Source organism: Arthrobacter sp. Ms25 (genome assembly GCF_059090365.1).
Genome location: NZ_JBNHFP010000001.1, coordinates 413,620 through 437,655, shown reverse-complemented (window position 1 = coordinate 437,655; position 24,036 = coordinate 413,620). Strand labels below are relative to the sequence as shown.

At 67.5% G+C, this 24,036-nt stretch carries 22 protein-coding genes and 1 riboswitch; of the genes, 8 read left to right on the top strand and 14 right to left on the bottom strand.

All coding sequences use genetic code 11. From position 1 onward, the window contains the following. The first annotated feature begins 18 nt into the window (after positions 1 to 18). Positions 19 to 924, top strand: a complete 906-nt coding sequence (locus AC5RT8_RS02060) for a glycosyltransferase family 2 protein (RefSeq protein ID WP_494094039.1) — start codon at positions 19 to 21, stop codon at positions 922 to 924. Here AC5RT8_RS02060 and AC5RT8_RS02055 read toward each other — a convergent pair. The 9 genes from AC5RT8_RS02055 to abc-f all read right to left on the bottom strand — a co-directional run bounded on the left by AC5RT8_RS02055 (position 908) and on the right by abc-f (position 11,550). Further along, positions 908 to 2,014 carry a glycosyl transferase gene (locus tag AC5RT8_RS02055; RefSeq protein WP_494094038.1) on the bottom strand — a complete coding sequence of 369 codons (1,107 nt, stop codon included), beginning with the start codon at positions 2,012 to 2,014 and terminating at the stop codon, positions 908 to 910. The genes AC5RT8_RS02060 and AC5RT8_RS02055 overlap by 17 nt on opposite strands. 12 nt (positions 2,015 to 2,026) lie before the next feature. Continuing rightward, complete coding sequence (locus tag AC5RT8_RS02050) at positions 2,027 to 3,169, bottom strand: glycosyltransferase (RefSeq protein WP_494094037.1); 1,143 nt, start codon at positions 3,167 to 3,169, stop codon at positions 2,027 to 2,029. A 68-nt stretch (positions 3,170 to 3,237) separates the two neighbouring features. Continuing rightward, positions 3,238 to 3,687, bottom strand: coding sequence for an acyl-CoA thioesterase (locus AC5RT8_RS02045; RefSeq protein WP_494094036.1), 450 nt, complete (start codon positions 3,685 to 3,687; stop codon positions 3,238 to 3,240). Positions 3,688 to 3,800: 113 nt separating this feature from the next. Beyond that, the gene (locus tag AC5RT8_RS02040) at positions 3,801 to 4,598 is read right to left on the bottom strand and encodes a hypothetical protein (RefSeq protein WP_494094035.1); all 798 of its coding nucleotides are present in this window, start codon (positions 4,596 to 4,598) and stop codon (positions 3,801 to 3,803) included. A gap of 53 nt (positions 4,599 to 4,651) precedes the next feature. Beyond that, entirely contained in the window at positions 4,652 to 6,187 is a 1,536-nt protein-coding gene (locus tag AC5RT8_RS02035) for a DUF4389 domain-containing protein (RefSeq protein WP_494094034.1), read from the bottom strand. A 125-nt stretch (positions 6,188 to 6,312) separates the two neighbouring features. Beyond that, positions 6,313 to 7,713 carry a dihydrolipoyl dehydrogenase gene (gene lpdA, locus AC5RT8_RS02030; protein ID WP_494094033.1) on the bottom strand — a complete coding sequence of 467 codons (1,401 nt, stop codon included), beginning with the start codon at positions 7,711 to 7,713 and terminating at the stop codon, positions 6,313 to 6,315. Between the two features lie 91 nt (positions 7,714 to 7,804). Beyond that, positions 7,805 to 9,322, bottom strand: a complete 1,518-nt coding sequence (locus tag AC5RT8_RS02025) for a carboxylesterase/lipase family protein (RefSeq protein ID WP_494094032.1) — start codon at positions 9,320 to 9,322, stop codon at positions 7,805 to 7,807. A 140-nt stretch (positions 9,323 to 9,462) separates the two neighbouring features. Then, positions 9,463 to 9,675: a hypothetical protein gene (locus AC5RT8_RS02020; RefSeq protein ID WP_494094031.1), complete on the bottom strand. Its 213-nt coding sequence runs from the start codon at positions 9,673 to 9,675 to the stop codon at positions 9,463 to 9,465. A gap of 237 nt (positions 9,676 to 9,912) precedes the next feature. Next, positions 9,913 to 11,550, bottom strand: a complete 1,638-nt coding sequence (abc-f, locus tag AC5RT8_RS02015; protein WP_494094030.1) for a ribosomal protection-like ABC-F family protein — start codon at positions 11,548 to 11,550, stop codon at positions 9,913 to 9,915. Between the two features lie 86 nt (positions 11,551 to 11,636). Here abc-f and AC5RT8_RS02010 point away from each other — a divergent pair, with 86 nt between their 5' ends. Continuing rightward, positions 11,637 to 12,524, top strand: a complete 888-nt coding sequence (locus AC5RT8_RS02010; protein WP_494094029.1) for an arginase family protein — start codon at positions 11,637 to 11,639, stop codon at positions 12,522 to 12,524. Between the two features lie 3 nt (positions 12,525 to 12,527). On the opposite strand, the gene AC5RT8_RS02005 is transcribed toward AC5RT8_RS02010, so the two are convergent. After that, the gene (locus tag AC5RT8_RS02005) at positions 12,528 to 14,045 is read right to left on the bottom strand and encodes a carboxylesterase/lipase family protein (protein ID WP_494094028.1); all 1,518 of its coding nucleotides are present in this window, start codon (positions 14,043 to 14,045) and stop codon (positions 12,528 to 12,530) included. Between the two features lie 185 nt (positions 14,046 to 14,230). On the opposite strand from AC5RT8_RS02005, the gene AC5RT8_RS02000 reads away from it, so the two are divergent. Then, positions 14,231 to 14,884: an SDR family oxidoreductase gene (locus tag AC5RT8_RS02000; RefSeq protein ID WP_494094027.1), complete on the top strand. Its 654-nt coding sequence runs from the start codon at positions 14,231 to 14,233 to the stop codon at positions 14,882 to 14,884. Between the two features lie 87 nt (positions 14,885 to 14,971). Beyond that, positions 14,972 to 15,811, top strand: coding sequence for an SDR family oxidoreductase (locus AC5RT8_RS01995; protein WP_494094026.1), 840 nt, complete (start codon positions 14,972 to 14,974; stop codon positions 15,809 to 15,811). A gap of 60 nt (positions 15,812 to 15,871) precedes the next feature. On the opposite strand, the gene AC5RT8_RS01990 is transcribed toward AC5RT8_RS01995, so the two are convergent. Continuing rightward, positions 15,872 to 16,684: a lysophospholipid acyltransferase family protein gene (locus AC5RT8_RS01990; RefSeq protein WP_494094025.1), complete on the bottom strand. Its 813-nt coding sequence runs from the start codon at positions 16,682 to 16,684 to the stop codon at positions 15,872 to 15,874. Positions 16,685 to 16,850: 166 nt separating this feature from the next. Between AC5RT8_RS01990 and AC5RT8_RS01985 the strand changes: the two genes are divergently transcribed. After that, on the top strand, positions 16,851 to 17,795 hold the full coding sequence (locus tag AC5RT8_RS01985; protein WP_494094024.1) for an alpha/beta fold hydrolase: 945 nt from the start codon (positions 16,851 to 16,853) through the stop codon (positions 17,793 to 17,795). Here AC5RT8_RS01985 and AC5RT8_RS01980 read toward each other — a convergent pair. Continuing rightward, on the bottom strand, positions 17,755 to 18,519 hold the full coding sequence (locus AC5RT8_RS01980; protein WP_494094023.1) for a glycosyltransferase family A protein: 765 nt from the start codon (positions 18,517 to 18,519) through the stop codon (positions 17,755 to 17,757). The genes AC5RT8_RS01985 and AC5RT8_RS01980 overlap by 41 nt on opposite strands. Before the next feature lie 262 nt (positions 18,520 to 18,781). Between AC5RT8_RS01980 and AC5RT8_RS01975 the strand changes: the two genes are divergently transcribed. Both AC5RT8_RS01975 and AC5RT8_RS01970 read left to right on the top strand, forming a co-directional pair. Next, complete coding sequence (locus AC5RT8_RS01975) at positions 18,782 to 19,834, top strand: YeeE/YedE family protein (RefSeq protein ID WP_494094022.1); 1,053 nt, start codon at positions 18,782 to 18,784, stop codon at positions 19,832 to 19,834. A 31-nt stretch (positions 19,835 to 19,865) separates the two neighbouring features. Next, complete coding sequence (locus AC5RT8_RS01970; protein WP_494094021.1) at positions 19,866 to 20,093, top strand: sulfurtransferase TusA family protein; 228 nt, start codon at positions 19,866 to 19,868, stop codon at positions 20,091 to 20,093. Here the strand turns inward: AC5RT8_RS01970 and ligD are convergent. Next, the gene (gene ligD / locus AC5RT8_RS01965; protein WP_494094020.1) at positions 20,090 to 21,112 is read right to left on the bottom strand and encodes a non-homologous end-joining DNA ligase; all 1,023 of its coding nucleotides are present in this window, start codon (positions 21,110 to 21,112) and stop codon (positions 20,090 to 20,092) included. The genes AC5RT8_RS01970 and ligD overlap by 4 nt on opposite strands. Before the next feature lie 47 nt (positions 21,113 to 21,159). After that, positions 21,160 to 22,341, bottom strand: coding sequence for an MFS transporter (locus AC5RT8_RS01960; protein WP_494094019.1), 1,182 nt, complete (start codon positions 22,339 to 22,341; stop codon positions 21,160 to 21,162). Positions 22,342 to 22,954: 613 nt separating this feature from the next. Then, positions 22,955 to 23,098: riboswitch (cyclic di-AMP (ydaO/yuaA leader) on the top strand. 3 nt (positions 23,099 to 23,101) lie between these two features. On the opposite strand from AC5RT8_RS01960, the gene AC5RT8_RS01955 reads away from it, so the two are divergent. Continuing rightward, positions 23,102 to 23,977, top strand: coding sequence for a LysM peptidoglycan-binding domain-containing protein (locus AC5RT8_RS01955; protein ID WP_494094018.1), 876 nt, complete (start codon positions 23,102 to 23,104; stop codon positions 23,975 to 23,977). The last annotated feature ends 59 nt before the right edge of the window (positions 23,978 to 24,036 follow it).

Genomic DNA, 24,036 nt, shown 5'->3' with positions numbered 1-24,036 from the left:
CCCGGGCGAAGGGGAAGAATGCAGCTGCGGAAGACGCACTCCCGGCGGGAGTTTTCGGTCCTGATCATCAGCTCGGGACGGGATGCCCACCTGGCCAATGCGGTCCGCGGCATCAGCCGATCCACCCTGCTGCCCGCCGAGGTGGTGGTCTGCTACCTGAACCAGCCCCACGCTGTTCCCCCGCCCAGTGACGTGCCGCTGCGGGTGGTCCACGTGGATTCGGGCCCCGGAACGCCGCTGCCGCTGGGCGCGGGCCGGAATGCCGCGGCCGCCGCAGCCCGGTACGGGACGTTGGTCTTCCTGGACGTGGATTGCATCCCCGGACGGCAGATGTTCGAACACCTGCTGGCGGACCTGGACTCTGCCGGGGGCCTGGTGATGGCCGCTCCCCGGTACCTCACGGCGGACGCGGAGGTGCGGGCCTGGGTGTCCGACGGCGATGACGAGGTGCTGCTGCGCGATTCCGTTCCGCACCACGCACGTGCTGCCCTGGCCCCGCCACCGGGAATGCCGGCAGCGGCTTCTCAGGAGTATGCCCTGTTCTGGTCCCTGGGATTTGCGGTCCGCCGGGATGCCTTCGACCGGATCGGCGGCTTTGATGAATCCTTTGCCGGTTACGGGGGCGAGGATACGGACTTCTCGTTCACTGCCCGGCGCATGGGTGTGCCCCTGGCGTTCTCGGGCGCAGTGATGTTCCACCAGCACCACGGCGTGCACCGGCCGCCGCTGCAGCATCTGGAGTCCATTGTGGTCAACGCCGAGGCATTCCGGCGCAAATGGGGCAGCTGGCCGATGACCGGGTGGCTCGAGGCCTTCGCCCGGGACGGCTACGTCTCCTGGAACCGGGACGGCCGTGAGCTGCGGATTCTGCGCCGCCCGGACGCAGCGGAACTGGCGGGCGTCCGGGTCAACGCGCCGTACTGACCGCTTCCGGGTTCCCGACAGCATCCGCGTCTCCTGCGGCATCCAGCGCCGATTCCACGGCGGCCAGGAACCGGTCCCGGAAGTCGTCCACGGACACCAGCAGCGTCCGTGCCAGCAGCTCCGGATCCGTTTCCCGCAGGTCCTCCAGTGTGCGCTGCCAGTCCCGGACCGAAGCGAAGCCTGCCGCGGCGGAGGCGCCCGCTCCCGCCAGCGACGAGGCGAAGACAGCCTGTTCCCGGAACGGACGGTCTTCGGGGACCAGCAGTGCCGGACGCCGGGCGGCGGCTGCCGCGGCCACCGCGTTGTGCCCGGCGGAGGTGACCAGCACATCCGCCGCCGCGAGCCGGGGTCCCGGATCCGCGACCACGCCCAGCAGCGACACATTCGCCGGAACGTTTCCGGATGCACCGGCGGTGTGCCCCATGATCTCCCACTGCCATTCCGGTGTCTGCCGGGCCGCAGCGAGCACGTCCCGGAGCAACACGCCGTCACCGCCCAGGGACGTCTGCACCGCAACGGTCCGCGGCCGTACGGGGATGAGCCCCGGAAGCGGCACCGTGTCCGGGGCCAGCATGCCCAGATAGGTGCTCTTTGCACCGTAGGCCTGCAGATGCGCCGGGTCCTCGATGGTTTCCGGGTAGTAGGCGATCAGCCGGTGGACGGACTCGTAGGCCAGCCGGTGGGGCGGGTCCGTCCGTTCCCCGTGCATCCGGCGGTGGATCACCGGATAGCCGGCCAGCCGGGCAAAGACGGCGGCCTCCACGGACACGTCCACCACCACCACATCCGGGGAGAACTCCGCCCAGAGCCGGTGCAGCTCCCTGAACCGGGCCTGCAGTGCCGGGCCTGACGGGGCGTAGTGCAGGGACTCCCCCGGTCCAGGCGCGTAGGGTCCGCCGGGGCCGACGTCGGGCGGGAGGGCAGCGAACCGCGCACCGCCGGGCAGCAGGGGCTCCCCTGCGGCCGGGGCGGTACCGGTCACCAGCAGGTCAACCGCCCCGAGCCGGGCAATGTTGGCGGCATGACGCAGGTGGCCGGTGCCGTGGTGGTGGGCGTAGTAGGCGACGCGGGGCAGGCGCGGGGATGGCAAGGACGGCTCCGGTTACGGGACGAGGGCTTCGGCAGGGGCGGACGGCAGCCCGTCCGGGTTGAGCAGGGACCGGATCTGCTCCTCATAGGAGTCCACCATGGCTGCCGCACTGAAGCGGGCCGCCGACATCCGCACCCGGTCCCGGTCCAGGTGGCGGGCGGCCGTCACGGCGGCGGACAGCGCATCCGCCCCCAGGCCTTCGGCGAGCCGGCCGCCGTCCGCGTCAATGATTTCCGGCATGGCGCCTAGGGGCAGGGCGGCCACCGGGGTGCCGCAGGCCATGGCTTCGAGTGCGGTGAGTCCGAACGGCTCGGACCAGACCGGGGAGGCAATGAAGACCTCGCCGGACCCGAGGAAGGCGGCCAGGTCCCGGTGGTCAAGGTGGCCAACGTGGTGCACCCCGCGGCCCAGATGCGGTTCCACGGTGCGCTCGAAGTACTTCGCATCGCTGATCGGTCCGGCGAAGTGCAGCTCCATACCGGCTTCCCGCGCTGCGTCGATGGCGATGTGGAGGCCTTTTTCCGGGGTAACCCGGCCGGCCCAGACGGCTGTTCCGCGGCGGGGAGCGGTGCCGGCGGGCCAGGCGTCCAGCCGGATGCCGTTGTGGATGACGTGCAGGTCCGGCAGGTGGGGAGACCATCCGGTGGCGTTGCGGGCCGAAACACTGACAAACCGGTGCAGCGGCGACAGGGGCGCCCTTCCGTCGGCGACCGCGTCCACGATCCACGGCAGCGGCGGAGTGTGCAGGATGGTCAGCATGGGCACATCCGCGAGCCCGACATAGGGCAGCAGGCTCAGGGAATTATTGACGACGACGTCGAACCCGCCGTTCCGGACGGCGGCTATGGCAGAACCCAGCGCTGTGTCCAGGGTCTGCTGCTGCCGGCGCATCCCTTCGGGAGCCAGGCTGCGGCGGAAGTCGAAGCTTTCCGGCAGGACCTCCACCACCCGGGACCGGGATACGGAGCCTGCCTTGGCGAACAGCGTGACGTCATGGCCGCGGGCGGCACATTCGTCGGCCATCAGCGACGTGTGCATTTCCAGTCCGCCGAGGAAAGGACTGGAAATCGGGTGGTGCAGGTGGGACAGGATGGCTATCCGCAGCGGCTTCCCCGCCGCCGCGCGCCCCTGCGGCAGGGGAAGGTCGAGACTCATACTAGTAAGTATGCCTTGAAACCGGTGTCCCCTCCGGGACGACGCGGAGGGGTGGGCGGGCTGAAGGGCTAGGCCGTAAACGGCTCCGTGCCGAACGGCACCGGCGGGATGTGGTGGGACGGCAGCCGGTCGCGGTCGTAACTGATGGTGGTGTACCCGTGGGGTACGGGTTTGCCGTGCTCATCCAGGTTGACGAACACGATCTTGTCGATGGTCAGGATGCTGCGGCGGGTGATCATGTTCCGCACCTCGGCCTGCATCGTCAGGGAAGTCCGGCCGAACTTGGTTGCCGTGAGCCCCATTTCAATCAGGTCACCCTGCACCGCCGAGCTGACGAAGTTGATCTCCGACATGAATTTGGTGACGACCCGGCCGTTGCCCATCTGCAGGATGGCGTAAACGGTGGCTTCTTCGTCGATCCAGCGCAGCAGACTACCGCCGAACAAGGTGCCGTTGGCGTTCAGGTCCTCCGGGCGGACCCACTTGCGGGTGTGGAAATTGATGTTCTCGAGGGGCATATATTCAGCTTATCCACAGGTCTGCGGCCGTCCGGTCCGTTCCGTGGATGCCTTGGTCACAGACCGGTGTTAGCTGCCTGACCCCCGGCGGCGATGCTCCGGCTGCGGGGGCGTCAGTCCGGAGTCTCGTTGACGAGGTCTCCGAGGTGGGTCAGGTCCCCGTCGGGCGGTACCGCCATGGCTTCGAATGTCCCGGCCTGCAGGAGGTCGCGGATGAGTTCGGCCGACCCGCCCACGAGCGTGGAGTCGAAATCGATCTCCGAAGCGAGGAACCAGGCCCCGTCCTCGGGCCACAGCAGGTTGGGGCTCTGCAGCGGATCCCATCCGTTGCGCTCCTGCCACCGGGAGTCGGTGAAGACGGCGAGATCCGCGGAAAACAGCAGGTAGTCGCGGGTCGGCAGCTCAAGACGCGGAACGGAGTCCGCGGCGTCGTTTTCCAGGAGCGGCTGCTGCGGCGCGCCGGTCTGCCCGGGACCTGCCACCCAGCCCCATCCGTCCCACAGTCCGGCCAGGCAGCGGACCGGTGCCCGGGTGTGGCCGGCGAGCAGCCGCACCACTTCAACGAGTGTCCCGGCCGGCAGTGCACCGACCAGCGGGTCTTCATAGTGCCATCCCGGTTCGTTCCAGACCGGGTTCCGGTAACCGGCCAGGATCGAGGACCACTGCATCAGCGGGTGCGCCACGGTGCCCCGGATCCCGGCCAGTTCCTCCCAGCTCAGGGTCCGGGATTCGACGGTGACCGGCACGTCCCCGTCCCAGTTCAACAACTGCGCCTGAACCGGATGGAAGATCCGGGCGTAGGCGTCATACCCCTGGGGAACCGTGCCGGACACGGTCCCCGCCTCAGCCAGCCGCGGGGCGATCCACAACCCTGCCTGAGGGTCGGCCAGCGGTCCTTCCAACCTCGTCATGCGGCCAGTATGCCCTACCGTGCCCCCGTGCGTGCCCGGACGACGGTACTGCGCTACCGTCCGCCCGGTGTTTGCACCGGTCCGGCGCCATTTGGTGCGGCGGGAGGCAGGTCGCGCGCATCAACCGGTCCCTGGTCCAGGCGGAACGGCGGATACTCGTCGCGCAGAAGTGCGGTGTAGGCCAGCACCCGGTACGACCACCGCTGCAGGCCCATCACGAAGTCGAACAGGGCCCGCGGGTAGCGGCCGGTAAACAGCAGTGCCACGGCGGCAACCACCACCAGCAGCGTCAGCAGCGAGATACCTGCGGTCCAGCTGCCCACCGAGCGCACGCCTTCGGCGGCCGGGTCGGTTACCCAGTTCATGGACCGGCTCCATGCCCCGTCCGCCATGTCCGGATTTGGGCCTGCGAACGGGCCGGCCTGCCGCACCACCACATAGCCGGTGCCGCTGAAAGCCCCCACAATCAAGGCCTGCGGGAGAACCAGCAGCCACCACTTCACCAGGACCAGGCCGCGGGAGAGACGCTCCGGGTAGGCGACGTCGAAGTCGGCCGGATAGGCAGTCCGCTCGAGGCTGAAGGGCGGATACCGGTCCGTCCCCAAGACTCCGGTGGCGTAGAAGGCCACCCGCCAGCTCCACCGGATCACGCCGACGTTGAAGTCGAACAGCGCCCGCGGATAGCGGGCGGTGAACAGGACCGCGAAACCGGTAATGACGGTTACCACCCCAAACGCGATCCACAGGAAGGCGAGCAGGATGTAGTGCGGGATGGCCAGGAACCACTTCACCAGCCACAACCAGCGGGACAGCCCCGGGTCCAGCTCTCCGTAGAGCCGCGCCGGGTAGGGCGCCCCGCCGTCTCCCGCCCCCAGCGGCGCCGCTCCCGCGCCGGCCAGGCCCCCGGGCGCTGCTCCGCCCGCTCCGGGAGGGGATCCAGCGGACTTCCGGCCGGCCAGGATTCCGGCAAGGATCAGCGCCACGCCGCCGAGCACCAGGGCGACAGCACCGAGGATGAGCCAACGGGCGATCGGGCCGAGCAGGTCGGACCGGACACCTGCCTGCAGGTCAGCCGTGACTCCGGGCGCGGCGTCGGCGTTCATCACCGCCACAACCCATTCACCCTGCTCCAGCGGCCAGTCGATTTCCCGGGTTCCGGTTCCCTCGGAAGAAGCCGCCCAGAAATCCTGCTCCCCCGGCGGGGCCGGCACGGCCGTGCCTTCCGTCTCCTCGTACTTGACGCTGAAGGGATTGAACGTCACTGCGCCGATTTCGGAGGAGGCGACCCCGGCGAGGTAACGGTCGACGTCGGCCTCGGACGCAATCCCTATGAACAGCTCACCGTCCGGGTCCGCGCCCCGGACCTGTATCCGGTTGTCTCCGGCGTCGATCCCGGGACCCACCTCAATCGCATCACTGGTCAGGGCATACGAATCGGCGCTGTAGCGCTCTTCGGGGACGGACAGATAACCGTCATCCGACTGGGCGACGGCCAGGACGCCGAGGACCGCTGCGCCTGCCGCCGCCGCGAGTCCGGCGAGAACCAGGACGGACCCGATGATGACCGAGATGATTCTGCCTGGGTTCATGGCACTGCCCTTCGCTCGCTGGAAAGCGGGAACCTCGCAGAAAGGTGCGTCTTTCCAGCGTTCGCCGCGCCGGCGGCAGTGTCAAGACAGCGGGGTCCGCCGCCGGCGGGCGGGTCCGGACCGGGCTAGAAGTTGATCATGTGGCCGGTCAGACCATGGAAGGCTTCCTGCAGCGCCTCACTGAGGGTCGGGTGGGTGTGCACATTGCGGGCCAGCTCGTGGGCCGTCAGGTCCCACTTCTGGGCCAGGGTCAGTTCCGGCAGCAGTTCCGAGACGTCGGGACCGATGAGGTGCCCGCCCAGCAGTTCCAGGTGTTCCCTGTCCGCGACGAGCTTCACGAAACCGACCGGCTCGCCCAGTCCGTGCGCCTTGCCGTTGGCCGTGAACGGAAAGGTGCTGACGACGACGTCGCGGCCTTCGTCGCGGGCCTGCTGCTCGGTGAGTCCGAAACTGGCCACCTGCGGCTGGCAGAACGTTGCCCGGGGCATCATGCGGTAATCCCCCAGCGGCATGGTTTCCGCCTTGCCGATGGTTTCGGCTGCCACCACGCCCATGGCCTCCGCCACGTGGGCGAGCTGGAGCTTGCCGGTGACATCGCCGATGGCGTAAATGTGTCCCACGTTGGTTCGCATGAAGTCGTCGATGCCGATGGCTCCCCGTTCGGTGAGCTCCACGCCGGTCTTCTCCAGGCCGTAGCCCTCCGTGCGGGGGGCAAAGCCAATGGACATCATGACCCGGTCGGCCTCGATGCTGCCCTGCTGGCCGTTTTTATCCGTATAGGTGACAGTGACGGAAGAGCCGTTGTCCTTCACCGTTTCCACCTTGGTGGACGTGAGGATGGGGATGCCGAGTTTCTTGTACTGTTTGGCGATTTCCTTGGAGACGTCCGCGTCCTCGTTGGGCAGTGCACGGTCCAGGAATTCGATGATGGTGACGTCCACGCCGTAGCTGCGGTGCACGTAGCCGAACTCCATGCCGATGGCACCGGCACCGACAATGACGATCTTCTTCGGAAGCTCCCGGTCCATGATCTGCGCTTCATACGTCACCACGTTCTCGCTCAGGCCGACGCCGGGCAGCAACCGCACATACGTCCCGGTGGCGAGGATCGCGTTGTCGAAGGTGATGGTCTCGGACCCGCCCTTGGACAGGTCCACCTCGAGGGTATGGTCATCGGAAAAGACGCCGTGGCCGTCATATTCGGTGATCTTGTTCTTCTTCATCAGGAAGTGCACGCCCTTGACCCGGCCGTCCGCGACCTGCCGGCTGCGGTCGAAGGCCGCGCCGAAATCGAAACTGACCTCGCCGCTCATGCCGAAGGTCTTGGCCTGGTTGGTGAAGATCTGGGCCAGCTCGGCGTTGCGCAGCAGTGCCTTGGACGGGATGCATCCCACGTTCAGGCAGACCCCTCCCCAGTACTTTTCCTCCACAATTGCCGTCTTCAAGCCCAGCTGGGCCGCGCGGATGGCTGCCACGTATCCGCCGGGTCCGGCCCCGAGGACGACGACGTCGAAATGTTCGCTCATGGAACTGACTCTCCTTGCCTGGGTGGGGGAAACGCATAGCCGGATTAAGACTCTCACGGGGCGCCGCTGAGGGCACGGGTGCCGGAAACCTTCAGAGATAGCCCCGGTAGCCGGACCACGCCCGGCGGCGTTCCGGAAAAGGATCGGATTCGATCCGGTCGACCTTGTCGAACACCCGGGTGTGCCGGTGGGAGGCGTCGTACTCGGGCCATCCGCTGCCGGGGTGGGCGTGCCGGGCCAGGCTCAGCAGCGAACCCTGGAACCGTTCGGACAGGGCCTTGAGGTCTTCCGCACCACCGAGCAGGGTCAGTGCCCTCGCGGTGCCGGTCCCGATGTCACCGAACATCACCGGCACATCGAAGGAATGCGTGGCACCGAACCCCAGGGCGTTCATGACCGGGGTCGCATAGTCGTAGCGGTAGGACCATGTGGGAGAAATCCGCGAATGTCCTTCGGCTACCATCTGGGCCGGGTACCAGAACACAAGATCGCCGCTGATGTCCACGGAGCGCCGGCGGGAAGGGTATCCCGGATAGGCGGCCACCACCCGGTCCCGGGCGGGAGGATCCGTGCCGGCAAACATTTTTTCGATGCGTTCGGGTGTGGAGGGAAGGATGTTGGACACCTTGGCGAACAGAGCCCCCTCCCGGGCCATGGTGCCCAGCACGAGCGGAACCGGAGCGGATTCACCGGTCAGGAAGGCGTCGATCGGATGCCGGGGCAGGAATTCCCCGTCAATGACGGGAGAGACGCTGAGCGAACCGGGCTGTTTGACGGGGCCGATCTTTGTCGTCAGTTTTCGGGTTGCATTGACCAGCAGCGCGGCGTCCATGGTGCTCAGGGCTTCCGCGGCTGCGGAGGCCGGAACCCCCAGGATTTCCAGCAGATCCGCAGCCCAGGCCGCGTGCATGTCGGACGAATAGGCAGCGGAAGACGCCGGGCTTTGCGCGTAGGCCTGGTGGAACAGGCCGCGGGCTGCCGGAATGCACATCAGGGTGGTGACGGCGAGACCGCCCGCGGACTCACCGAAGAGGGTGACGTTGTGGGGATCGCCGCCGAAGGCTTCGATGTTCTGCTGCACCCATTCCAGGGCGGCGAGCTGGTCCCTCAGGCCCATGTTCGCGTCGAACCGCCGTTCCGCCGTCGAGTAGGCGCGGAAGTCCATGAATCCGAGCGCACCGATGCGGTAGTTGAGCGAAACGTAGAGCACGCCTCCGTCGCGGACCAGTTTCGTACCCCTGTACGTAGGCTCCGCTGAGGAGCCTGAGCTAAATGCGCCGCCGTAGAGGTAGACCAGGACCGGCAGCAGCCCGTCCTCCGGCTGCAACGGTGCGGAAACGTTCAGGGACAGGCAGTCCTCGTCCATGGCCACCCTGCGCCTGAGCCCGGTGAGGCTCGGACCCTTGGACTGCGGCGGGACAGGGCCGAAGCTCCCGGCGTGGCGGATGCCGCTCCAGCCCTGCGGCGGCTGCGGTGCCCGAAGCCGGAGGTCGCCTACCGGCGGTGCGGCGTACGGAATGCCCCGCCATGTGCGCACGCCCTCGTCCAGGACACCCTGCACCAGTCCGGTACTGGTCTCAACCACCAGCGACGCAACGTCAATTGCCACGGTCGACTCTTTTCAGCCGGGAAGCTCCCCTTGCGACTACCTACGATAGGCGTGCCCCGGTGGGGCCACCAGAGACGTGCCGGGTTGCCGCCCGTCCCGGGAGCACATCAGCTGCAGGTGCCGGAGTCCGGCCGGTGAGCCTACGCCGCGGAGACGAGCTGCCGACGGGCACTGCGCCGGCCATGCACCGGGCGTGACATCAGCCGTCGGTGCAGGAACACTTCCTTGAGGCACAGGCCGGCAACCACTGCAACGTTGAGGGCAATCTTGATGCCGGTGGACCAATCGGTGCCCACGCAGAGCATCCATACCAGGATCAGGGCCGGCACATCCGCCGACCGCAGCGCCTTCACCGGGCAGTCCCGAACGGCGCCCGCATGGCTGCCGTGAGCCCGTTACGGGCAAATAGTGCGCCGGGGCCGCCCCTACGGCCGTACCGCGCAGGTGTACTGCTCTTATTCATCCATGAAGCCATGAGGACACTTCTTCCGTGAAATCGCCCGAGACCTGCGTGCGGCACCTCCCAAGGGTGCCCCACAGCATACTTTGTATCACATCCGCCGTCCTACGAGGGGTGCGGCATCCCTGGGCTAGCCCTCGCTGAGCTGCCCGTTCACGACCTCCCAGCGGGTGTCGAGGCGGACGTTCTCCAGCAGCCGTCGGTCGTGCGAGACCAGCAGCAGCGCCCCGTCGTAGCTTTCGAGTGCCTCTTCGAGCTGCTCAATGGCCGGCAGGTCCAGATGGTTGGTGGGCTCGTCCAGGACCAGCAGGTTCACGGCGCGGGCCTGCAGCAGGGCCAGGGAAGCGCGGGTACGTTCGCCCGGGGACAGGGCGTCGACCCGGCTGGCCACCTGGTCCGCCTTGAGGCCGAACTTGGCCAGCAGGGTCCGGACTTCTGCGGAGGAAAATTCCGGTACGGCGGCCTCGAAGGCATCCCCCAGCGGCTTGTCGGCGGAAAGCTGTCCGCGCCCTTGGTCGATTTCCCCGACGGCAACGGAGGCACCCAGGGACGCCGTGCCGGCGTCGGGCACCTCCCGGCCCAGCAGCAGCCGCAGCAGCGTGGACTTGCCCGCGCCATTGGGACCGGTGATGCCGATCCGCTCCCCCGCATTCACCTGGACGGACACCGGTCCCAGGGTGAAGCCGCCGCGGCGGAGCACCGCGCCGTTCAGGGTGGACACCACCGAGCTGGAGCGGGGTGCGGATCTGATGCGCAGCTGCAGCTGCCATTCCTTGCGGGGTTCCTCCACCTCGTCCAGCCGGGCGATGCGCGATTCCATCTGGCGGACTTTCCGCGCCTGCTTTTCCGAGGACTCGGTGCTGGCCTTGCGCCGGATCTTGTCATTGTCCGGGTTCTTCTTCATGGCGTTGCGCAACCCCTGCGAACTCCATTCCCGGGTGGTCCGGGCACGGGACACCAGGTCCGCCTTCTTGTCCGCGAATTCGTCGTAGGCTTCGCGGGCGTGCCGGCGGGCGACGGCACGTTCCTCCAAGTACGCCTCGTAGCCGCCCTCATAGACCGCCACGCTGTTCTGCGCCAGGTCCAGCTCCACCACGGTGGTCACGCACCGGGCGAGGAATTCCCGGTCATGGGATACCAGGACGACGCCGCCGCGCAGTCCGCGCACAAACTGTTCCAGCCGCGCCAGGCCGTCCAGGTCAAGGTCGTTGGTGGGTTCGTCGAGCAGGACAATGTCGAAGCGGCTCAGCAGCAGGGCGGCAAGCGCCACGCGTGCCGCCTGCCCGCCCGAGAGTCCGGCCATCGCGGTGTCCAGGTCGAGCTGCAGGCCAAGATCCGCCAGCACCGCGGGGGCCCGGTCCTCCAGGTCGGCGGCACCGGAGACCAGCCACCGGTCCAGTGCGGCCGCATAGGTGTCATCGGCGCCGGGGAGCTCCGACCCCAGCGCTTCCGCGGCAGCCTCCATCGCTTCCGTCGCGGCTGCGGCCCCGGTGCGCCGGGCAAGGTAGGCGCCCACGGTCTCGCCGGGAATTCGTTCGTGCTCCTGCGGCAGCCATCCGACGAAGGCGTCGGACGGTGCGGTGCTGACCGTGCCGGCCTGCGGTTCCGCTTCCCCTGCGAGTAACCTCAGCAGGGTGGACTTCCCGGCCCCGTTTGCACCCACCACGCCCACGACGTCCCCCGGTGCGACAGTAAGGGAAAGATGCTCGAAAAGGGTGCGGTGGGCATGGCCGCCGGAAAGGTCCCGGGCGACGAGGGTTGCAGTCATGACCCCATTCTATTTTCCGCGCGCACCTGTTTCGGCCCGGTGGGGCGGCGGTAAGGTGGCAGTCTCCGCCGCAGCAAAGGACGATCATGACATCCATGCATCCAGCCGGTCCCGGGGCCCTTCGGTTGATCTTTCCGCAGTGGCAGGGCGCCGCCGGAGCAGGTGCCGTCGGGTCCCTGCCTGCGGGACCGCCGCATCAGACGCAGCTTTCCTATCATCTCGGCCCGGCCCTGCTCGAACTCCTCTCCCCCGCCCACGACGGTCCCACCGCCGTCGTTCCGGTCAGTACCGACACAGAGGCGGTGCAGACGGTGGACGGGATTTACGCGCGGGACGCGGTCCTGCGGCAGCTCCGGGACGCGGTCCGGGTGGTGTCCGACGCCGATCCCGAGTCGGTGGTCACCTTCGGCGGGGAATGTTCGGTCAGCGTGGCGCCCTTCAGTTACCTTGCGGCCAGGTACGGGCCGGATCTCGCGGTGCTGTGGATTGACGCGCACCCGGACACGGGCACGCCGGGTGACAGTTACACCGGGTTCCGTTCCATGTCCCTGGCCACGCTGGCCGGAGAGGGCGACGCCGAATTCCTGGCCGCGCTGCCGGCAGTGGTGCCGCCGTCGAACATCCTCCAGGTGGGCCTGCAGGACTGGCAGGATCCGGGCATTGCGAACAAGCAGCGGATGGGCATTTCGAGCGTGGGCATCACGGACACCCCGGAGGACACCCGCCGGATCCTGGAGTGGCTGGCGCTCACGGGGGCCACCAAGGTGGCTGTCCACGTGGACCTGGATGTGCTGGACCGGCGGGACTTCACCGGAACAACGGGCAACGGCACCCGGGGCATGCGTGTGCCGGACCTGCTGCGGATCATCGATGCCCTCGGTGACGCCGGCGGGATAGTCGGGCTATCGCTTGCCCAGCACGCGCCGCTGGAACTGATCCGCCTGGGCGGACTGCTGCGGGACCTGCCGGTCTAGGCCTCAGCGGTAGCCGCGGTACCCGTTCCAGGCCTCACGGCGGGCCTTCCACGGGTCCCGGACCACATGGTCGGCACTGTCGAAGACCTTGGTGGCACGGGAACCGGCGTCATAGGCAGGCCATAGTCCCGGGTTTCCGGTGCGGGCAAAACGGAGCAACGCGCCGCGGAACCTGTTGCTGACGGACACTGCGGTGCGCTTGCCGCCAAGCCGGGTCAGGAGCCGGCCCAGACCGCTGTCGTAGTTCCCGAAGACTGCCGGTATATCCAGGCCGTGGGTGGCGCCGATCCCCAGCAGATGGGCGGCGCGCGGCGCGTAATCGAACCGGTAGGACCAAGTCGGTGCGTGGGCGGAATGTGCATCCGCCACCTGGACACTGGGAAGCCAGAAGACGGCGTCGCCGCCGACATCCACCGCGGCGCGCTTTGACGGGTAGCCGGGGTAGGCGGCCAGGACCTGCTCCTTCAGCTCCGGTTCCGTGCGGTCAAACATCGTATCGATGCGTGCCTCCGTGGTGGGGAGGATGTCCAGCATCCGGTCGAACAGTGCGCCCTCCCGGAACATGGTGCCGATGACGAGCGGAATCCGATGGGCCTTGCCGGCCCGGAAGGCATCGAGCGGATGCAGCGGCAGGAAATCGCCGTCCACCACCGGGGCTACGGGCCGGGCCCCGGGCTCGGCGTCGGGCGCCACTTTCCGCGTCAGCCGGACGACGGCGTCCACCAGGCGCTCCGGCGGCAGAGTCGCCAGGGCGTTCCCGGCCTCCGCCTCCGGCACCTCGAGCAGTTCCATCAGCTCTCCGGCCCATTTTTGCGGCAGCTGCGGGCCGTACGCACTGGCCGCTGCCGGGCTCTGCGCAAACGCCTTGTGGAACAGGCCCGCGGCCGAGGGAACGCACATCAGTGTGGTGACGGACGTGGCCCCGGCCGACTCGCCGAAGACCGTGACGTTCTCCGGGTCCCCGCCGAACCGGGCAATGTTGCGCTGCACCCATTGCAGTGCCGCCACCTGGTCGGCCAGCCCGACGTTCGTGTCGAAGGGACGTTCGGGGGTGGAATACCTGCGGAAATCCATGAACCCCAGTGCCCCCAGCCGGTAGTTCATGCAGACGTAGACCACGTCCGCGCCCCTGACGAGAGTCCGCCCGTCGTAGGCTGCAGCCGAGGCTGCGCCCCCGGTGAAGCCGCCTCCGTAGAGGTACACCAGGACCGGCCGCGGCGGTGCCTTCGTGAGCGGTGCCGTGACATTGATAGTGAGGCAGTCCTCGTCCATGGATGACTTCCGGCCTGCACCCATGGAGAGCAGTCCCCGGTCCTGGGGCGGTGCCGCGCCGTACCGGGTGGCATCCAGCTCTCCCGCCCAGGGCCGGACAGCCTGCGGCCGGCGCAGCCGCAGCTCCCCGATCGGAGGGGCGGCGTAGGGAATCCCCCGCCATACCCGCACGCCGTTTATTTCGGTTCCCCGCACTGTTCCGTCAGCGGTTGAAACCGTGAGGTCCGGCTGAGCCGTAGTTGTTGCCACAGCGTTCCTTCCGAGGTTTTCGAGCCCAGCGCGATCATAACCACGCCCCGAAGGCCCCCGCTATCCCCGTCAACGCTATTGGCGCCAGCCGCTAAGCCCTTGGCGGAAGGGAGCGTCCTCAAACGGGCAAAAATTCGACAGCATGCTTATGGTGGAGGGACAGCCATCAACAGAAGGAGTCGTACATGTCCCGCATCGCCATTATCGGAGGTCACGGAAAAGTCGCCCTGCACCTGGCCCGCCGCTTGAACGGGACGGGTCACACCGTCACCTCGATCTTCCGCAACCCGGACCACGCAGCCGAGGTGGAACAGACCGGCGCGGAGGCCGTCGTCGCGGACGTGGAAAACCTGTCCACGGAACAGATCAGCGAGCTGCTTCGCGGCCAGGACGCCGTCGTCTGGAGTGCCGGTGCCGGAGGCGGCAGCCCCGAACGCACCTTTGCCGTGGACCGTGACGCTGCCATCCGTTCCATGGATGCCGCCGAGGCGGCCGGCGCGGACCGCTATGTCATGGTTTCCTACTTCGGCGCCGGCCAGGATCACGGAGTCCCCGAAGACAATTCATTCTTTGCGTACGCCCAGGCCAAGGCCGATGCCGATGAGCACCTGAAGGCCAGCCGCCTGAACTGGACCATCCTCGGCCCGAGCGGGCTGACCATGGATCCCGGCACGGGCAAGATCGAAACCGGCCCCGGCATTGAGGGTGGATCGGTCTCCCGCGAGGACGTTGCCCATGTAGCGGCCGAGGTCCTCGACCGCCCCGAAACGGCCGGCAAGACCATCGAGTTCAACAACGGCCCGACGCCGGTGGCAGAGGCCCTGGATTCCCTCGCCTAAGCCTGCGGCCTCACTGGCGCCGCGAAAGCAAGCCTACTTATAGTTACCGCACAGGCACTGCGTTACTGCATCAACGAAGGGACATTGATGAACCAGCCGGAACAGCAGCAGGAAGTACCCGGAACCCAGGCAGCCATGACGCCGGTTCCCGACTGCGGTGAAGACACCTACCGCGGAAGCGGCAAGCTCGAAGGGAAAGCCGCAGTCATTACCGGCGCCGACAGCGGCATCGGCCGGGCCGTGGCCATTGCGTATGCACGCGAGGGTGCGGACGTGCTGATCTCCTACTTGAGCGAAGACGAGGACGCCCGGGACACCGCGCGGCTGGTCGAGGAAGCCGGCCGCAAAGCCGTCCTGGTCCGCGGGGACCTGGACACTGCCGAGCAGTGCCGGAAGGTCATCGGCACGGCCGTCGAGGAATTCGGGAAGGTGGACATCCTCATCCACAATGCCGCGTTCCAGATGGACCACGAGACGATCGAAGAGATTCCGGATGAGGAATGGGAGTACACCTTCAAGGTCAACATCAACGCGATGTTCTACCTGGTGAAGGCGGCGCTGCCGCACATGGCTCCCGGCTCGTCGATTATCGGCACCTCGTCGGTGAACTCGGACATGCCGGTGCCCACGCTGGCACCGTACTCGGCCACGAAGTCCGCCATTGCGAACTTCTCCGCCAGCCTCTCCCAGCTGCTGGGCGAGCGCGGCATCCGGGTCAACAGCGTGGCTCCCGGGCCGATCTGGACTCCGTTGATCCCGGCCACCATGCCCGAGGACAAGGTGGCCGCGTTCGGGGAGGACACTCCGCTGGGGCGGGCGGGGCAGCCCGCCGAACTGGCGCCGACCTACGTCCTGCTCGCCTCGGATGACGGCAGCTACATCTCCGGTGCCCGGATTGCCGTGACCGGCGGTAATCCGATCCTCTAGCACCCCCGTCAGTGCAAAACGCCGCCGGCAGCTGCATCCGCCGGCGGCGTTTCCGATGCGTCAGCCGGTGATTTTGTACTTTTCGCGGTCTGCTGCGTCGAGGACCTGCTGCTCCTCCACGGCCATCGCACTGCCTCCCCGGCTCCGCGGCATCCACCACGCGCCCGGCTCGGGAGTTACGGGATAGGTATCGATGCAGTGGTCGATACCCGCCTGCAGTTCCTCCTGCAGGCGGGCGGTCTCCTTCGCCACGTCGGCATCCGCGCCGACCCGGATCATTTCGCCCACGTGCACCCGCACCGGGTTCCTCCATGCCGCCTTGAAGCTCAGGCCGTGCCCGCGGGTCAGCATGCGGTGGCCGCCCCAGACGGACACCGGAATAATCGGCACACCGGCCTCGGCGGCCATGCGCACGGCACCGGTCTTGAGCTGCCGCACAGTGAAACTGCGGCTGACCCCGGCCTCCGGCAGGACGGCAAGGTAGTCCCCCCTGCGCAGTTTCGCGACGGACTCCTTGTAGGCGGCCGCGCCGTCGGCACGGTCCACCACCACATGCTCACACCAGTCGCAGACGGCCTGGACGAACTTCTTCTTGGTGGCCTTCTTCGTGACGAGGAACCGCATGTGGACCTTCAGCTGCCGCCACATCAAAAGCTCCGCAAACGCAAAGTCGAGGTAGCCGAAATGCGTGATGGCCACCACCGCTCCCTTCCCCGGCACCACGGTGCGGTTCAGGCCGCGGATTACCTCGTCAGCCGGAAGGTTTTCCAGGCCGGAGGGAAGCACGGGAACCCGCAGAAGGCTTCGGGCGGCAAGGCCCGTAAAAACGATGCCTCGATAGACAAACTTGTTGGGGTTACGCTTTGCGGGCAACGTCGGCTCCTGAGTCGGGGGAATTTCGGGGCAGGCAACCAAATTCTACCGCGCTGGCCGGTCGCGGCCGGCCTGCCTGCCCGCGCGGCAGGAAATGACCGGCACCGCGCGCCGCAGGTCCGGGCTCGGCTGACGTGGACCCTTTCGGACGGCTATCTTGTGAGCCATGGTGATTCGCGGCAGGTTTGCCGGCCGGGGCCCCGCGGGGAGGCTGCCCGCCGAACCGGCTGTGCCGGCTGATCCTGCTGCCGCCCGCGATGCGCTGCTCGGCGACGTCGACTGGTCAGTCCTTCCGCCCGGGAGCACCCGTTCCCAGTTTCCGGCTCCCAGCGGGCCCCTGGCGGCCGTCAGCATGGGAAATCCCGGCGGGCCGGCAGTGGTCCTGGTCCCCGGCGTCATGGGATCGAAGGAGGACTTCTCACTCATGCTGCCGGAGCTGGCGTCGGCGGGATACCTGGCCTTCAGCTTCGACCTTGCGGGCCAATACGAGTCCGCAGGCGCCGGCCCCGAACACCTGGTGCCGCCGCGCCGCCGGTATGACTACGAGCTGTTCACGGAGGACCTCATCTCCGTGCTCTCCGCCTGCGGCCCGGCCCACGTGGTCGGCTATTCGTTCGCGGGAGTTGTTGCGCAGCTGGCACTGCTCCGGCGGCCCGACCTGTTCCGCAGCATCACCCTGCTGGGCTGCCCGCCCCGGTCCGGGCAGGCCTTCCGCAGCGTGAGCCGCATCGGCTGGGCTGCCCCGCTGGTCGGAGCCCGGATCAGCGCCAACCTCATCATCTGGGGCGTGCAGCGCAATTTCATCGGTGCTTCCCCCGGAAGGATGCGGCTTGTCGCCCATCGGTTCACGATTACCCGGAAAGAGTCCGTCGCAGACATAGTGCAACTGATGCGCCGTGCCCCGGATCTGCGGGCGGCCCTGGCTGCCTCCCCCGTGCCGAAATTCGTGGCAGTCGGCGAACATGATGTCTGGCCCACCCGGCTGCACCGTGAATTTGCGGACAGCATTGGCGCTTCCTTTGCCTCCTACGGCAGCGGACACAGTCCCAGCGAGGAATCGCCCCACCAGTTCACGCGGGACCTGCTGCACCTGTTCGACTCCGCCGGCTGACACTGCGTTTCCGCTCCCGCCGCCGCCGGCACGGCGGCTCCTGCGCAAAGTCGACTTTGAATGTCGTATAGGCCATGGCCACCCGGCGCCCCAGGCCCCGCAAGCTGTCAAAGGGCCGCGCAGACACTCCCACGCGCAGCTCCGGGTCCCAGCGGATCTGCATTCCCGGACGCAGCTGGTAACAGAGGTCCAGATCGTCATGGACCCGGGGAGGGCCCCGGTGCACCCGGTTCCTCAGGCGCAGCCACATGCCGGCGTGGAGGCCGAAATTGGACCCAAAGAGCGGCGGATGCCCCAGCAGCAGGGTCATGGACCACCGGTAACCGCCGATATAGAGGGTTTCCGCTATCCACCGGATCGCCGGGCCCGAGCCGTAGAACTCCCCCGGCCCGGTTACCGCGGTGTTCTCGCCCCCCGCGAGGAGCGCGGCTTCAAGCTGGGCCAGCCAGTGCGGCGGCGGCACCGAGTCCGCGTCCAGCCGGGCCAGCAATTCCCCGCGTGCCTCGTCAAAGCCCCGGAAGGTCGCGGCGGCAACCCCCACGTCAGGTTCGTAGATCCTGCGGACGTGCGCCGCACGGCAGACCTCTGCCGTTGTGTCCGTACTGGCGTTGTCCACGACCAGCACTTCGTCCGGTGTCCGGGTCTGCCGGGACACTGCCCGCAGGCAGGCAGCGAGCATCGCGGCGTCGTTATGCGCGGGGATGACCACTGAGATAGTCGACATTGCGTCCTGGCTGCCCGTGTCTGCTGCGTGCCCTCCGATTCTGCCACCGCGCCCCCTTCCCGGGCCACGGAACGGACGGCCTGCATCGAAAGGGGCAGCGAGAACTTTGACGCCCGGACAGGCCTGGAGTCCAGCCGCCCGTCATGCGGCTTAACCCGCGGACATGCGCGGCCATATTCCTTGGCGGCCGGAAACGGTCCCCGCTAGCGTTGCTCAACTGCGGCAGCCTGCCGCGGCACTCTTTATCTCTAGGAGCAGTTCCATGCTTATTTCAGGCCTGCTGGTCGGACTGGCACTCGGGTTCGTCATGCAGCGCGGACGCTTTTGCGTCACCGGTGCCTTCCGGGACGTCTGGGTCACCCGCAACACCCGGTGGCTCACCGCATTCCTGGTAGTGGTGGCCGTGCAGAGCGTCGGTGTTTTCGCGCTGGACGCCGCCGGCGTCATCACCCTGCAGGCCGACTCCTTTCCCTGGCTGGCCACCGTTGTCGGCGGCTTCATTTTCGGCTTTGCCATTATCCTGGCCGGCGGCTGCGCCACGGGCACCTACTACCGTGCCGGTGAAGGCCTGGTCGGCAGCTGGCTTGCGCTGATCTCCTACGCCCTCTTCGCAGCGATCATGAAGACCGGCCCGCTGGCCGGGTTCAACACCGCCATGCGGTCGGTCACCGTGGAGCAAAGCACCATCTACTCGGTCCTGGGCGTCTCGCCCTGGCTGCTGGTGGCGGTACTCGTAGCGGCAGTGGCCCTGGCCGTGCGGCACCACCTGGCCAAGCCGAAGTTCGCCATGGCAGCGCTCCCGGCGTCGAAAACCGGACTGGCACATCTCCTGTTCGAAAAGCCGTGGAACGCCTTCGCCACCGCCGTCGTCATCGGTCTTATCGCCACCGCCGCGTGGCCGCTGAGCTGGGCCACGGGCCGTGAAGACGGACTGGGCATCACCACACCGTCCTCCAAGCTGGTCAGCTACCTGGTTACCGGTGATGCGGAGCTCGTTGACTGGGGCGTGTACCTGGTCATCGGCATCCTGCTGGGCTCATTCATCGCCGCCAAGGGCAGCGGCGAGTTCCGGGTCCGGGTGCCCGATGCCGCCACCGCCGTGAAAAGCCTCGCCGGCGGCGCCCTGATGGGCATCGGCGCCGCGCTGGCCGGCGGCTGCACCATCGGCAACGCCATGGTGCAGACGGCACAGTTCACCTTCCAGGGCTGGACCGCACTGATCTTCATGATCCTCGGCACCGGCGTCGCCGCGAAGCTCACCATCATGAACCACCGCCCGGCGCCCGCCTCCGCGCGCGTCCCGGCCGGCGTCTAATCCCCTTCAAAGATAGAAAAGGAAACACACCATGGCACAGGTCACCCTGGAAACCAACGGATCCGTCTGCCCCTTCCCCCTCGTGGAGGCCAAGCAGGCCATGACCACGCTGACCGCCGGTGATGAGCTCGTCATCCACTTCGACTGCACCCAGGCCACGGACGCGATTCCCCGCTGGGCCGCCGAGAGCGGCTACCCGGTCACGGATTTCTCCAAGCGGGGTCCCGCGGAGTGGTCCATCACGGTGCAGAAGGCCTAGTCCTTCCGGCGGGCCCGGCTGGGCTGGACCCGCGGCGGCTCCCCCGGCATTTTCGGATAGTCCGGCGGGAAGGGGAGCTCCCCGAGTCCGTTGGCCAGGTCCCGTTCCCACCAGCCCAGCAGCACGTCGATGGACCCCGGACGGGCGGACATGTCTGCCCAGGGATCCCCGACCGTGCGCAGCCGCTCCGGAACGGTCTGCATGGTGAAGTCCGCCGGCCGCACCCGCTCCAGCTCATCCCAGGTGATCGGGCAGGACACGGGGGCGCCGGGCAGGGCCCGCGGGCTGTAGGCGCCGGCCATGGTCCGGTCGCGGTTGGCCTGGTTGAAGTCCACGAACACGCGTGTGCCGCGTTCTTCCTTCCACCACGCCGTGGTGACCTTCTCCGGCATCCGGCGCTCCACTTCCCGGGCCGCGGCGATGACCGCGTGCCGGACGTCCAGGAACTCATGGTCCGGACGGATGGGCGCGAAAAGATGGATACCCCGGTTTCCGGAGGTCTTGATGAAGGCGTCCAGTCCGGCCTCGGCAAGGATGGACCGCAGTTCCTGCGCCGGCCGGACGGCGTCGCCAAAGTCCGTGCCGGGCTGGGGATCCAGGTCGATGCGCAGCTGGTCCGGGTTATCGGTGTTTTCCGCCCGTGACGGCCACGGATGGAACACCACGGTGTTCATCTGCGCGGCCCATACAGCGGCGGCCGGCTCGTCCAGCACCACCTGCGGATGCGACCGGGCGCTGGGATACGTGACGGTGACGGAGCGCATCCACTCCGGCATTCCCCGGGGCGGGTTCTTGGAGAAGAACTCCTCGCAGCCGATTCCTTCCGGAAAGCGTTCCAGGGACACCGGCCGGCTGCCGTTGGCCCGGATGAAGGCGTCGCCGACGTCGGCAAGGTACCGGGCCAGATCGAGTTTGGTTATCCCCGGATCGGGCCAGATGATCCGGCCTGGACTGGAGATCCGGATCTGCCGTTCACCTTCCGGACCGGGGACGGTCAGGGTGGTTTCCTCGCGTGCCATGGTCCTGCTTTCCCTTGACGGAGCCGTGTGGGAAAGAGGCTACCGTGTCAGGCGGCAGGAACGCCCCGGGCCGGATCCACCGGTGCGCCGGGGCGGTAGTTCTTCCGGCCGTGCACGAAGTGGTACAGCACGGTGGACGCCAGCAGGACCGCTGCGAGCACCCAGTACATCCCGTGGAAGCCCGTAAGCGGCAGGAGCGCCCCCAGCAGCAACGGCCCGAGCCCCACGCCCGCATCCATGAGGATAAAGAAGGTGGAGGTGGCAAGGCCGATTCGGGTCGGCGGAGCCATGCTGACGGCGATGGCCTGGGCGCACGGCATCAGGGCCCCGAAGCCGAAGCCTACGAAGACCCCGGCCACGGCCATCACCGCGTCATTCGGTGCGTAGGCCAGCAAGGCGAGGCCCACGGCAAAGGAGACCAGGGTCGGGTACACCACGGCGTTGTCGCCGTGCCGGTCCTGGATGCGCCCCACAAAGAGCCGCGAAACCAGCACGACGCCGGCGTAGACCACGAAGAAGAGACTGGCACCGAGCACCAGCCCTTCACTCTGTGCGTAGGAGTTCAGGAAGGACAGGATTCCGGCGTACGCCGCTCCGGCAATGAACATGACCGAGGCGATGGCCAATGCGGACGGGTCAATGACGTCCGTCAGGTGCATCCGCCATTTGTTCCGCTGTTCCTCGGGTCCGGGTGTGCGTTCCGGCAGCCGGAGCACCAGGGACAGCACCAGTGCGACGGCGGCGCAGGCGGCCGCGAACAGGAACAGGGCGCGGTAGCTCACGGAGTCCACCAGGAACACCGCCAGGAACGGGCCGACGGCGGTGGCCAGGGTCGTGGAGATGCCGAAGTACCCGGTGCCTTCACCGCGCCGGTGGACGGGAATCAGCCCCATGACGGAGGCGGAGATACTCGTGCTTGCCGCACCGAATGCCATGCCGTGCAGGATCCGCACGGTGAGCAGCAACGCCAGGTTCGACGCCGGGATGTACAGCAGCGACGCGGCTACGAACACTGCCAGGCTAATCACCAGCAGCCGGCGCCGTCCCACGAAGTCCAGGAACTTGCCGGCGAACACGCGCGCCGCCAGCGCACCGAGGACAAAGGAACCGGAGGCGAATCCGGCGGCCCCGTCGGAGGCGGAGAACTCCTGCACGGCGTACAACGCCATGCTGGTCATCAGCAGATAAAACACCATTGAAATAAAGAGATTGGTGACGATCGCCAGCACGAATCCCCGAGTCCATAATTTCGAACCGCTGCCAGCCACTGCCCACTCCTGTTTACTTGACACTGCCGCCGTATTGAAAGGCTGCCTAACAACCTTACGCGCCGCCTGGACCGGATCGAAAATCCCCCAGGACGGCAACGGGACGGCTGCCTCCCCTGAGCCGGAAACGCTCCGGGACGGGCAACCTTGGCCGATTTCCGTGATCCCGCACTCATTTGGGCCCGTGGTGATGCTGATGATACGGATGGGACCACACCCGTCACTCCCGTTTCGACGGGAAGGTGTTCCGCTGCTGAAACCTGCCTCGTCCGCCCCCGGAGAACCGGCGGCTGATGCCCTTGTTACACATGGGATGGCTGGGAAATCCCCCGGCCGGCTTCCTGAAGGCGACACGCCCGGAGCGGGCCTGTTAAAATTGATGCTACTGGTACCCGAAGTGGCACATGAGGGGTAAATTCCCTACCATACCGCGGCCCCGCTCACACGCCCGCGAGAAGCAGATCACATAATGGTTATCCAACCGTAACTATCCAGTACGGTTATACCCATGCCGCTTTCTGATGCGGCTCCCCCGGGGCTTGTTACCTAGCTCTGCCGCTGGTTCCGGGGTCCACAGATCGCACTACCACGGCAGAGGCGGGGGAACCATTTACGGGTTCCTTGAATCCTTGGGGTTAAGCCGACCGGTTACCGCCGGCGGCCGGGTGTCTCCCATCCGCATCCGACAGCTCACCTCGCAGGTATCGGGAGAGGTTATTACATGACTTTCAACAAGACTCGTGGACGCCACCGCGCCGAGAACATCGCCGCCGCTGGCCGCGGACGGACCATCGGCAGTGCCGCTGCCGTAGTCGTCGCCGGTTCCGGCCTCATGCTCAGCATGGCAGCACCGGCCTCCGCCGGAGTAGTCGCCAACGACAACTACACGCCGTCGCCGGCAGTTGCACCGGCCGCTCCGGTCGCAGCAGCCCCCGTTGCAGCCGCACCGGCAGCTGCTCCCGCAGCCGCCACCACCCACACCGTCGCCTCCGGTGACACCCTGGGCCAGATCTCCGCTGCTTACGGCGTTGGCCTGGACACCGTCCTGGCGCTGAACGGCCTGGCCCTGGAATCCATCATCTACCCCGGTGATGTCATCACCGTTGCCGGCGAAGCTGCTCCGGCTGCCGCTCCGGCAGTTGCCGCCGCACCGGCTGCGTCCTACGCACCGGCCGCTGCCGCACCGGCAGCCGCACCGGCCGAGGCCGCCAACACCGGCGTCGTCACCACCCAGTCCACCAACATCACGCCGGCTGCCGCAACGCCTGCAGCCAGCGGCACCAACGCCATCATGCTGGCTTCGGCCCAGTCGCAGCTGGGCGCAGCCCAGGACTGCACCGTCCTGGTTGAGGTTGCCCTGCGCGCCGCAGGCCACAGCGTCGGAGACCTTGCTCCCGCACAGCTGGCAGCCTACGGCACCCAGGTCTCCACTCCGGAGCCCGGTGACATGGTCTACTACGCCGACGGCGGCATGGGCCTGGCCCACATTGCCATCTACATCGGCGACGGCCAGGCCATCCACAGCGGCTGGAACGGCAACCAGACCGTTGTCCAGTCCGTCAACGTCGGCTCCGGCCCCGTGTTCTACCGCGCATAAGGCTACTTAGCCCCAATACGCAAAGATGAGCGTCCGACCCCGCAAGGGGCCGGACGCTC